This window comes from Actinokineospora terrae, assembly GCF_900111175.1.
GTDB classification, from domain to species: Bacteria; Actinomycetota; Actinomycetes; order Mycobacteriales; family Pseudonocardiaceae; genus Actinokineospora; species Actinokineospora terrae.
In genome coordinates, this window is the sequence record NZ_FOGI01000006.1 from 202,728 (window position 1) to 214,030 (window position 11,303).

10 protein-coding genes are annotated in these 11,303 nt (G+C 70.2%); 7 read left to right on the forward strand and 3 right to left on the reverse strand.

Annotated features, from left to right (window positions below):
- The first annotated feature begins 80 nt into the window (after window positions 1–80).
- Entirely contained in the window at window positions 81–689 is a 609-nt protein-coding gene (locus BMY07_RS14935; protein ID WP_092778646.1) for a malonic semialdehyde reductase, read from the forward strand.
- 49 nt (window positions 690–738) lie between these two features.
- On the opposite strand, the gene BMY07_RS14940 is transcribed toward BMY07_RS14935, so the two are convergent.
- Entirely contained in the window at window positions 739–2,172 is a 1,434-nt protein-coding gene (locus BMY07_RS14940) for an LVIVD repeat-containing protein (protein ID WP_092778647.1), read from the reverse strand.
- 164 nt (window positions 2,173–2,336) lie between these two features.
- On the opposite strand from BMY07_RS14940, the gene BMY07_RS14945 reads away from it, so the two are divergent.
- The 3 genes from BMY07_RS14945 (at window position 2,337) to BMY07_RS34335 (ending at window position 7,840) form a co-directional block, all read left to right on the forward strand.
- On the forward strand, window positions 2,337–2,975 hold the full coding sequence (locus tag BMY07_RS14945) for a DUF305 domain-containing protein (RefSeq protein WP_092778648.1): 639 nt from the start codon (window positions 2,337–2,339) through the stop codon (window positions 2,973–2,975).
- Between the two features lie 175 nt (window positions 2,976–3,150).
- Window positions 3,151–5,175 carry a threonine--tRNA ligase gene (gene thrS, locus BMY07_RS14950; RefSeq protein WP_092779098.1) on the forward strand — a complete coding sequence of 675 codons (2,025 nt, stop codon included), beginning with the start codon at window positions 3,151–3,153 and terminating at the stop codon, window positions 5,173–5,175.
- Window positions 5,176–5,317: 142 nt separating this feature from the next.
- Window positions 5,318–7,840: an NACHT domain-containing protein gene (locus BMY07_RS34335; protein WP_177215589.1), complete on the forward strand. Its 2,523-nt coding sequence runs from the start codon at window positions 5,318–5,320 to the stop codon at window positions 7,838–7,840.
- Window positions 7,841–7,879: 39 nt separating this feature from the next.
- Here BMY07_RS34335 and BMY07_RS14960 read toward each other — a convergent pair whose 3' ends face one another.
- Both BMY07_RS14960 and BMY07_RS14965 read right to left on the reverse strand, forming a co-directional pair.
- Window positions 7,880–8,443, reverse strand: a complete 564-nt coding sequence (locus tag BMY07_RS14960) for an HIT family protein (protein ID WP_092778651.1) — start codon at window positions 8,441–8,443, stop codon at window positions 7,880–7,882.
- Window positions 8,444–8,538: 95 nt separating this feature from the next.
- The gene (locus BMY07_RS14965; protein ID WP_092778652.1) at window positions 8,539–9,090 is read right to left on the reverse strand and encodes a YceI family protein; all 552 of its coding nucleotides are present in this window, start codon (window positions 9,088–9,090) and stop codon (window positions 8,539–8,541) included.
- An 80-nt stretch (window positions 9,091–9,170) separates the two neighbouring features.
- On the opposite strand from BMY07_RS14965, the gene BMY07_RS14970 reads away from it, so the two are divergent.
- The 3 genes from BMY07_RS14970 to BMY07_RS14980 all read left to right on the forward strand — a co-directional run bounded on the left by BMY07_RS14970 (window position 9,171) and on the right by BMY07_RS14980 (window position 11,297).
- Window positions 9,171–9,659, forward strand: coding sequence for a MarR family winged helix-turn-helix transcriptional regulator (locus BMY07_RS14970; protein WP_092778653.1), 489 nt, complete (start codon window positions 9,171–9,173; stop codon window positions 9,657–9,659).
- An 85-nt stretch (window positions 9,660–9,744) separates the two neighbouring features.
- On the forward strand, window positions 9,745–10,365 hold the full coding sequence (gene pgsA, locus BMY07_RS14975; protein WP_092778654.1) for a phosphatidylinositol phosphate synthase: 621 nt from the start codon (window positions 9,745–9,747) through the stop codon (window positions 10,363–10,365).
- Window positions 10,362–11,297, forward strand: a complete 936-nt coding sequence (locus BMY07_RS14980; RefSeq protein WP_092778655.1) for a phosphatidylinositol mannoside acyltransferase — start codon at window positions 10,362–10,364, stop codon at window positions 11,295–11,297. Before pgsA ends, BMY07_RS14980 begins: the two co-directional genes overlap by 4 nt.
- Window positions 11,298–11,303: the final 6 nt, after the last annotated feature.

Genomic DNA, 11,303 nt, shown 5'->3' on the forward strand with positions numbered 1-11,303 from the left:
GGGGTCATCGGCCTTCGAGAAATAGTCAAGCTCTCAATCAAGTTGAGCGGGAGGTGTCGACGATCGAAGGGGTGTCAGTGATGACGGCTGTGCAGGGTCGGGTGCTCGAGCTCGCCGAGGACGCGCAGGACCTGTTGTTCCGGCAGGCCAGGACCGCGAACGCGTTCGCGGAGGGTGCTGTCAGCGAGGAGCAGGTGCGCGCCATCTACGAGTTGGTGAAGTGGGGGCCCACCGCGATGAACGGGCAGCCGTTGCGGGTTGTGCTCGTGCGGACGGCGCAGGGGCGGGAGCGGTTGGCCCGACACCTGTCGGAGGGCAACCGGGCGAAGACGCTGAGCGCGCCGTTGACCGCGATCCTGGCCGCTGACACCGACTTCCACGAGAACCTGCCGACGGTGTTCCCGCACCTGCCCGGCGCCAAGGACTTCTTCGTCGACGCCGAGCGGCGGGCCGGGAGCGCGCGGTTCAACGCGTTGCTGCAAGCGGGGTACTTCGTGCTCGGCGTCCGCGCCGCCGGGTTGGCCGCGGGGCCGATGACCGGGTTCGACGCCGCCGGGGTGGACGGGGAGTTCTTCCCGGACGGCCGGTTGCGCTCGCTGGTGGTGGTCAACATCGGCAACCCCGCCGAGGCCGCGCCGTTCCCCCGCAGCCCGCGACTGGACTACGACGACGTCGTGCTGACCGTCTGACGCACGCAGAAGGGGCCCCGCCGCGGCGGGGCCCCTTCCACGGTGATCCTTACCGACCGTAGGTCGACTGCGTCTGCACGTTGAGCTCGGTCCACCGGTACGACTTCGCCGGGTCCGTCGCCGGGTCGTTCACCTCGAGGACGTCGAAGCCCTTGCCAAGGTCGGACGCGTAGATGAACCCGTTGTAGTAGTACGCCGACCACACGCCGCCGCTCTCGGCCGACACCGCCGCCGGGCCGCGCTCGAAGAACCCGATCTCCTTGGGCTGCTGCGAGTTGGTGTAGTCGACCAGCTGGATGCCGCCGGAGTACCAGGCCTGCACCATGATGTCGCGGCCGGGCACCGGCAGCAGCGACCCGTTGTGCGCCACGCAGTTCTCGGTCGGCGTCTGGTAGCGGCCGATCTTGTAGAAGCTGCGGAACTCCAGCGCCCGCTGGTTGCCGCGGCCGGTGATGTCGTAGATCCCGTTCGCGCCGCGGGTCGGGCCGACCTTCTCGTTGCACGTCGCGCCGCCGCCACCGCCGAGCTCGTCGGTGAAGATGACCTTGGTGCCGTCGTTGTTGAAGGTCGCGGAGTGCCAGAACGCGAAGTGGTCGTCGTCCTGCACGCGGTTGATCACCCGCGGCTTCTCCGGGTCGACGATGTCGATCAGCACGCCGTCACCCATGCAGGCGCCCGCCGCGAGGTTCTTCGACGGGAACACGGTGATGTCGTGGCAGCCGGAGGTCGCGACCACGTAGGGGACCTCGACGTTGCCGGAGGTGCCGCGCCCGGGGTTGCCGCCGTCGGGGAACAGGTTCGGCGTCGCCACGACCTCGGCCGCGGCCGGGTTGCGCAGCGGCACCTTGATGATGGTGATGATGTCGTGCGGCGGCTGGCACTTGCTGATGTTCGTCGCCGGGCTGTAGGAGGAGACGTAGATGTAGACGTCGCGGCCGCGCTTGTCCGGCACCAGCGTGTGCGTGTGCGACCCGCAGGCGGTCTCCACCGACCGGATGTAGCGCGGGTTGCGCTTGTCGCTGATGTCGAAGATCTTCATGCCCTCCCAGTACGCCTTGGTGCCGTCGGACTGGGCCACCGACGCGCACGAGTCGTCGCTGCGGCGGGAGTCGGTGGACAGGAACAGCAGGTTCCCGCTGACCGACACGTCGTTCTGCGAACCGGGGCACAGCACCTGGCTGGCGATCTTGGGCTGGCGCGGGTTCTTGATGTCGTAGATGGTGAAGCCGAGGTAGTTGCCCGCGATGGCGTAGTCGCCGGTGAAGGCCAGGTCGGTCCCGGTCGACCCGGTGCCCTTCAGCGGGGCGGTCGCCGGGATGTTGGCGACGTGCTTGACGTTGGGACTGGTGACGATCTCGTCCGGACCGGGGAACTGGCCCTGCGCGGACGCGGACGGCACCCCGAGCAGAGCGGAGATCGTCGCGGCCGCGACACCGGCGACCGCGATCGCGGTCCCGCGCCTGCCGCGTCGGGTAGAAGGCACCCTGCGTACCCCTCTCGTGAAGGCTTCGAAACCGCAGTATGACCTGGGCACAAGACCGCAACCAGCCCCTTTTGTTGCTAGTTATCACCAGATGGACACACTCTGTTGCCACCGGCCCCGGTCGGGTACGTTCGGCCCCCTGGCGCGGGGCGAGGGGAGTCGGGATGGCCGGTCGGCGGATTGTGTGCGGGGTTGTGCTCGGTATCGCGCTGGCCGGTGCGGCCTGCACCAGTCCCGAGCCCGCCCCGAGCAACCCCGTGGTGCAGCCGGGCAGGCCGGGGGAGGCCAACCACACGCTGTCCCCCGAGGAGATCGAGTCCGGGGTGCCCGTCGTCCCGCCGAACGCCGCCGACTACACCTACGCCGAGATGATGATCGTCCACCACCAGCAGGCGGTGGACATGGCCGCGCTCGCCCCCGACCGCGCCGCCAACACCTCGCTCAAGGGCCTGGCCAGCCGCATCGCCGACACCCAGGGCCCCGAGATCGGCGCGATGAACGAGTGGCTGCGCCGCAACGGCAAGCCGACCATCGACCCCGGCCACGCCGGTCACTCCGGGCACGCGGGGCACCCGATGCCGGGCATGGCGACCCAGGAGCAGCTCGACCGGCTCAAGGCGGCCACCGGGGCGGCGTTCGACGCGCTGTTCGTCGAGCTGATGACCCGCCACCACCAGGGCGCCATCGAGATGGCCGACGTGGTCCGCAAGGACGGCTCGGACGTGCGGGTGCAGGAGATGGCCGACAACATCGTCGCCGAGCAGTCCGACGAGATCGTCCGGCTGCGCACCATCCTGGGCTGAGCCCGCCCGTCCCCATCCCCCCGGGTTGTCCACAGGCAGGGGAAACCGGGCGGCGGACGCCGCGAGCGGCTCGCTAGCATCCCTGGTGTCGAGGTCACAGCCGGTGTGACCACCCGAGCACCGAGGAGCTCCCGTGCCCCAGCCAGAGTCCCCAGCCGTCGCACCCGCCCAGAGCGTGGTGGTGCGGGCGGGCACTACGGCTGGCGCGGCCGTCCGCGAGGCCGGGCTGCCCGGCAAGGGCGCGGACGCCGTCGTGGTGGTGCGCGACGCCGAGGGCCGCCTGCGCGACCTGTCCTGGGCGCCCACCTCGGACGCGGAGGTCACCCCGGTCGCGGCGAACACCGACGACGGCCGCTCGGTGATCCGGCACTCCTGCGCCCACGTGCTCGCCCAGGCCGTGCAGCAGCAGTTCCCGGACGCCAAGCTCGGCATCGGCCCGCCGGTGCGCGACGGCTTCTACTACGACTTCGCCGTCGAGCGCCCGTTCACCCCGGAGGACCTGCTGGCGCTGGAGAAGCGCATGAAGCAGATCATCAAGGGCGCGCAGCGGTTCTCCCGTCGGGTGCTGGAGTCGGTCGACGCGGCCAAGGTCGAGCTGGCGGCCGAGCCGTTCAAGCTGGAGCTCGTCGACCTCAAGAGCGGCGCGGACGACACTGTGGACGACCCCGAGGTGATGGAGGTCGGCGGCGGCGAGCTGACCATCTACGACAACGTCGACCCGCGCTCCGGCGAGCAGGTCTGGGGCGACCTGTGCCGCGGCCCGCACGTGCCGACCACCAAGCACATCCCGGCGTTCAAGCTCACCAGGGTGGCCGCCGCGTACTGGCGGGGCGACCAGAACAACCAGCAGCTCCAGCGGGTCTACGGCACCGCGTGGGAGTCGCAGGAGGCGCTGGACGGCTACCTGGAACTGCTGGCCGAGGCCGAGCGCCGCGACCACCGCAGGCTGGGCACCGAGCTCGACCTGTTCAGCTTCCCCGACGAGATCGGCTCCGGCCTCGCGGTGTTCCACCCCCGCGGTGGCATCGTGCGGCGCGCGATGGAGGACTACTCGCGCCGCCGCCACGAGGAAGAGGGCTACGAGTTCGTCTACAGCCCGCACATCACCAAGGGCACGCTGTTCGAGACTTCCGGGCACCTGGACTGGTACCGCGACGGCATGTACCCGGCGATGCACCTCGACGCCGAGTACAACGAGGACGGCACGGTCCGCAAGCCCGGCCAGGACTACTTCCTCAAGCCGATGAACTGCCCGTTCCACGACCTGATCTTCCGCTCCCGCGGCCGCTCCTACCGCGAGCTGCCGCTGCGGATGTTCGAGTTCGGCTCGGTGTACCGCTACGAGAAGTCCGGCGTCGTGCACGGCCTCACCCGGGTCCGCGGCATGACGCAGGACGACGCGCACATCTTCTGCACCCCCGAGCAGGTGCAGGACGAGCTCAAGTCGCTGCTCACCTTCGTGCTCGACCTGCTGCGCGACTACGGCCTCGACGACTTCTACCTCGAGCTCTCGACCCGCAACGAGGAGAAGTACGTCGGCTCCGACGAGGTGTGGGCCAAGGCCACCGAGGCGCTGCGCGTCGCGGCCACCGACTCCGGCCTGGAACTGGTCCCCGACCCGGGCGGCGCCGCGTTCTACGGCCCCAAGATCTCCGTGCAGGCCCGCGACGCCCTCGGCCGCACCTGGCAGATGTCGACCATCCAGGTCGACTTCAACCTGCCGGAGCGCTTCGAACTGGAGTACACCGCCGGTGACGGCACCCGCCAGCGCCCGGTGATGATCCACCGCGCCCTGTTCGGCTCCATCGAGCGCTTCTTCGGCGTGCTCACCGAGCACTACGCGGGCGCCTTCCCCGCCTGGCTGGCCCCGGTGCAGGTCGTCGGCATCCCCATCGCCGACGAGCACACCGACCACCTGCTCCAGGTGGCCAAGTCCCTGCGCGCCAGGGCGATCCGCGTCGACGTCGACGCCTCCGACGACCGCATGCAGAAGAAGATCCGCAACCACACCCTGCAGAAGGTCCCCTTCCTCCTGGTGGCAGGCGGCAAGGACGTCGAATCCGACTCGGTCTCCTTCCGCTTCCGCGACGGCTCCCAGGTCAACGGCATCCCCGTGGCCCGCGCCATCGACGCCATCGAGTCCTGGATCACCCGCCGCGACAACACCTCCCCGACGGCGGACACCTTCACCATCGACTAGCGGTCACGGCTGGTGGCCTGGGCACGCGCTCCGGCCACCAGCCCGGCTCGCGGGTGGCCCGGTCCAGTGGCCCGCGACCTCCCGGCGAAGTGGATCGGCGTCAGAATCGGCACCCCCACCCCCGACGCCGCCGGGAGCCACTGTGCCGCGACAGCCCGCCTTGACCTTCGCCGGGGCACTCGACGTGCTCGGCAAGCACGAGCCGAGGGCCGTGGGCGCGCTCGACAAGGCTCTTGGCGGGCTGATCCTCGCCGCGGGTGCGGGTGCCGGTCTTGCCGTTCTCGGTGGTGCTGCCCTGGCGCCATTGGCGTTGCTGACCCCGCTGTGGGGGTGGGTGGACCAGAAGAACGAGGCTTTCGGACTGCTGCGCTCGATCGTTGGTGGCCTGCGGGCGAAGACTTCAGTCGCCGCGGGCAGGGAGCGGCGCGAGCTGGTTTCCGCCGCGCACAGCATCATCGCGGCGGCGGCGTTCCTGGAGGTCCTGCGGGAACACCTCGCCGAGCACGACATCTCCGTCGACTTCGAGTGGCCTGAGCGGGATGGAAGCCACGCGGAGGACTACTTCGAGGCCCTCTACCTGCTCGAGGTGCCGTGCCCGTCCGGTGCGTGGGGGTTCCGCGAGAACCTCGACCGCATCACGCGATGGGCAGCGGATCTGCTACGGCACACCAACGAGCAACTGGCTGCGGCAGAAATGGGCTACCCCGAGCCGGTGGAGTTCGTGGACGCGGTGGCCCAGCGCTACGAGTCGTACTACCTGGATCTGGCCGCCACGGTTCCCGAGTTCCTGGTGTGGGCAAGCCTGGGTGAGCACGCCGCGACCCGGGCGCGGCTCGCCGAGCTGGACACCCTCCTGCGGAACGCGGCGGCCGAGCAGGCCACCGCCCTGGAGGGCCTGCACCGCTTGGTCTCGGCGAACGCGCCGGGCCCCAGACCAAACCACCCCCGCTGGAGCCTGCACCTGGCCAACCGCAGCGTGCTCTTCGAACCGGTCGTGCCGACCGATGCCGGGCCCTACAACACCGAGGTTGTCTTCCCGACGGTGGAGAGGATGTTCCTGACCCCGCGCTACCGGATCGCCCGCAGCGCCAAGTCCACGGCTCTCGCCGACGACACCTGGTGGGACCACCAAGACATCCACCACGATCTCGACCACCGGCTCGCCGGGCACCTGGCCTCCGCTGAGGCCGTCCGCGTCCCGATGGTGTTGCTCGGCCACCCGGGTGCGGGGAAGTCCTTGCTGACCAAGGTCCTCGCCGCCCAACTGCCCGTCAGCAACTACACGGTCGTGCGCGTCCCGCTGCGGTCGGTCGACTCGGGCGCGCCGATCATGAAGCAGGTCCAAGCCGCCCTCGACCGGGCGACCAACGAGCGGGTCCTGTGGACCGACCTCGCCGACAGCAGCGCCGACACCCTGCGGGTCCTGCTGCTCGACGGGCTGGACGAGCTGCTGCAGGCGTCCCGGTACGACCGGCACAGCTATCTGCAGGAAGTCGCGGACTTCCAGTGGATCGAGGCGCAGCAGGGGCGCCCGGTAGCGGTCATCGTCACCTGCCGCACCGTGGTGGTCGACCGTGTCTCCCTCGTCGACGGGACCGTCGTGGTCAAGTTGGAGGCGTTCAGCCACGACCAGGTCGCAGGCTGGCTGGAGCGTTGGCGGGCGGCCAATGCCGCCGGGGTCGGTTCCGGCGCGGTGCGGGCGCTGACCTTCGACGAAGCCATGCACCAGGCCGACCTCGCGGTCCAACCCCTGCTGCTGCTCATGCTCGCCCTCTACGCCGCCGACCCGACCTCGCGACTGCTGGACGCCGGACTGTCCCGGGCTGCGCTTTACGACCAGATCCTCGACACCGTCGTGCGCCGCGAGGTGCTCAAGCGCACCGACCACCTGTTGCGCGGGAGGGCGCTGGACGTGGCGGTGGACAACCAGGTGACCAGGTTGGCCATCGCAGGCATGGCCATGTTCAACCGGGGGAGGCTGAGCGCGAGCGAGTCGGAGATCCGGGCTGATCTCGCCGCGCTGGGTGGTGAGTCCGCGGTCGCGGAGGACGCGGGTGCGCGAGTGGTGGGCGAGTTCTTCTTCGTGCACACAGCCGAGGCGAACTCCGCCAACCGCGATTACCGTTCTTACGAGTTCCTGCACGCGAACTTCGGCGAGTACCTGGTCGCGCATTTCGTGGTGCTCGAATTGCGCAAGGTCGCCGAGGCGTCCTTCGGCGGCCGGTGGCCATCCGGGGAGATCGCCGACGAACTGCTCTACGCCGTGCTGTCGCACCACGCGTGGCGCCGCAGGCGGTCCATTGTGGAGTTCGCGGTCGGCCTGTTCAGCGAGTTGCCCGCCGACGAGCGCGCGAACATCCAGAAGGTGCTTCGGACACTCATCAGCACCTACCGGGCGAAAGAGCGCTCTTCGAGGTTCAACGGGTACACGCCGGTGCCCCGCGACACGATCCGCCAGCACGCGACCTACTCGGCGAACCTGGTCACCATGGCGGTCTCGTTCACCGCCCCTGACCCGGTGAGGCTGGTCGACGTGTTCGGTGGTGAGCCCTCTGAAGCTCTCCGGGCCTGGCGTTCCACCTTGTCGCTCTGGCGGTCAGGGTTGGACGGCAACGCGTGGCAACTCATGGCGGGCTGGTTCATAGCGTCGATCACGCGGTTGTGACGGAGCGAATGGCTCGGGCGGTCGAAGGGAGGCGCTCGACTAGTCGGCCCAGGCACTGGCCAGCAGCGTGCGGGTCTCGGCGAGGAGTTGGGGGAGGACCTTGGTGTGCCCGATGACGGGCATGAAGTTCGCGTCCCCACCCCACCGGGGCACCAGGTGCTGGTGCAGGTGCGCCGCGATCCCGGCACCGGCCACCACGCCCTGGTTCATCCCGATGTTGAACCCGTGCGGCGACGCCACCTTCCGCGCCACCCGCATCGCCTGCTGCGTGAATCGGGCAAGCTCGTCAGTCTCGGCGGCGGTCAGGTCCGTGTAGTCAGCCACATGCCGATAAGGCACGACCATCAGGTGCCCCGGGTTGTACGGGTACAGGTTGAGCACCGCGTACACCGTCGAGCCACGAGCGATGATCAGCGCCTCGGCGTCGTCCAGTCGCACGAGGCCGCAGAATGGGCAGCCGTCGCTGTCCTGGCCGTCGGGTTTGCCCTCGCCGCGGATGTAGGCCATCCGGTGGGGTGTCCACAGCCGCTGCAGGGCGTCGGGTTCGCCGACCCCGTCCTGGGGAACGAGCTCGGGTCCCTCGGTGGGGGCGGGTCCAGCCATGCCCCGATCCTAGTGGCGGGGGGCGGCACCGCATCGGGCCTGGCAGCGCGGGTCACAGGTGGAGGCGGCGACCCCGCCCCCACCCACCCCGCGGGTCAGGCCTGGCGCAGCACGGCCTCGATCTCGATGTGCACGGTGATCTTGTCGCCGACCACGGCGATGCCGTTCTGGACACCCTCGAAGTTCACGCCGAACTCGCGGCGGTTGATCTCGGTCTGGCCGGAGAAGCCGACCCGGGTGCCGCCGTAGGGGTCCGGGCCGAAGCCGTTGAGCTCGAACTGCAGCGGCACGACCTTGGTGACGCCCTTGAGGGTGAGCTCGCCGTCGAGGACGTAGCCGTCGCCGTCGGCGCGGATGCCGGTGGCGGTGTAGGTGAGCTCCGGGTAGGTCTCGACCTCGAAGAAGTCGGCGGAGCGCAGGTGGCCGTCGCGCTGCTCGTTGTGGGTGTTGATCGTGTTCAGGTCGATCGCGACGCGCACCGAGGCCTGCGCCGGGTCCTCGGCGGTGACGATCTCGCCGGAGACGCCGTCGAAGCGGCCCTTGACCTTGCTGACCACCATGTGCCGGACCGAGAAGCCGACGTCGGAGTGGGCGGCGTCGATGTCCCAGGTGCCCGCGACGAAGCCGGGCAGGGTGGCGAGAGTCATCAGATCTCCTCATGTGGTTGAACACTCAACCGGAACCTTACCGCGAGCCGATTGAGAGTTCAACTAGTAGAGTGGGTGGCATGGACGACACCCGGTGGCTCTCGGCGGCCGACCAGGACGTGTGGCGGACCTTCGTCACCATGCTCGGTGCCCTGGGTGAGCACATGGACCGGCAACTGCAACGCGACTCGTCGATGCCCTACACCTACTACGAGATCCTCGTCGTGCTCTCCCACGCCCCCTGCCGGTCGCTGCGGATGAGCGAGCTGGCGGGGCTGCGCGGGTCCAGCCGCAGCAGACTCTCCCACGCCGTGGCCAGGCTGGAGGCGCAGGGCTGGGTCGAGCGGCGCGAGTGCCCGACCGACAAGCGCGGCTCCGTCGCCGTGCTCACCGACGCCGGGTTCGCCGCGCTGGCCGCCGCGGCACCCGGGCACGTCACCACCGTGCGCGAGGCCGTGTTCGACCGGCTCACCCCCGAGCAGGTCACCGCGCTCGGCGCCATCAGCGCCGCCATCCTCGACGGCATCGACCCGGACAAGACCCTGCCCGGGTGCCGCGAACTGCGCTGACCAGCCCGGTCTGCACGGGGCGGACCCGCGGCGGTTAGGCTGCCCGGGCCAGGTCGTCCCGCGGTTAGGTGCGTCTCACACCCCCATGCTCAACATCTTCGCCCGTGCCTCCGTCTCCCGAGTCACCGATCCGGTCGGGGCCGGGCTGGTGCGCCTCGGCCTCACCCCGAACGCCGTCACCGTGCTGGGCACCGCGTGCGCCATCGCGGGCGCGCTGTGGCTGTTCCCCACCGGGCACCTGCTCGCCGGGACCTTCGTGGTCTGGGGCTTCGCCATGTTCGACCTGCTCGACGGCGCGATGGCCCGCGCGCTCGGCGGCGGCACCCGCTTCGGCGCCGTGCTGGACGCCACCTGCGACCGGCTCGCCGACGGCGCCCTGCTCTGCGGCATCACCTGGTACCTGTTCGACACCGGGAACCGGGTCACCGCCGTCGCCGCGCTCATCTGCCTGGTGCTGGCGCAGGTCGTCTCCTACATCAAGGCGCGCGCGGAGGCCAGCGGCCTCGACGCCGATGGCGGCCTGGTGGAGCGCGCGGAACGGCTGATCATCACCCTCGTCGGCACCGGCCTGTCCGGCCTCGGCGTGCCGTACGCGGTCGAGGTGTCGCTGTGGCTGGTGGCCGCCGGGTCGGTCATCACCGTTGGCCAGCGCCTGCTCGCGGTGCGCCGCAGCGCCGCGGTCCCCGCCGAGGAGAACGCCCGATGAGCTGGGGCGAACGGCTGCACGCCGCCGGGTACGGGGCGGGCTGGCGGCTGGTCAAGACGCTGCCGGAGGGTGCCGCGACCGCGCTGTTCCGCGGCGGTGCCGACCTCGCCGCGCGCCGCGCCGGGCCGGGGGCCCAGCAGTTGCGGGCCAACCTCGCCCGGGTCGTCCCGAAGGCGGGACCGGCCGAATTGGACGACCTCGTCCGGCAGGCGCTGCGCTCTTACGCCCGGTACTGGCAAGAGGCGTTCCGCCTACCGGCGATGGACCACGCTGCCGTGCACGCCGAGATCGACGCCACCATGACCGGCAACGAGTACATCACCGCCGCGCTCGCCGAGGGCAACGGCGCCGTCTTAGCCCTGACGCACTCAGGTAACTGGGACGCCGCCGGTGTGTGGCTCGCGCGTGAGCACGGCCGGTTCACCACCGTCGCCGAGCGCCTCAAGCCAGAGTCCCTCTATGAGCGGTTCGTCGAATACCGCGCGTCGCTCGGCTTCGAGATCATTCCTGCCACCGGTGGCGACAAGAACCCGGCGGTCGTGCTGGCCGAGCGGCTGCGGCAGAACAAGCTGATCTGTCTTGTCGCCGACCGCGATCTCACCCCGGCAGGCCTACCGGTCACCTTCTTCGGTGCCAAGACCCGGATGCCCTCCGGTCCCGCCTACCTCGCCGCCCGCACCGGCGCCGCCCTGATCCCGGCGGGCTGCTGGTTCACCGACCACGGCTGGGGCCTGCGGCTGCACCCGCCGATCAAGGTCGACGGCGTGCGCGGGGTCAAGGCGGCCACCCAGGCGCTGGCCGACGTGTTCGCCGCCGACATCGCCGCGCACCCGGCCGACTGGCACATGCTGCAGAAGCTGTGGATCGAGGACCTCACCGAGGCCCGGCAGCGGGAGCTGTCGACCGGGGAGGAACCCCGGGGGCGCCGGTGAGCGGGA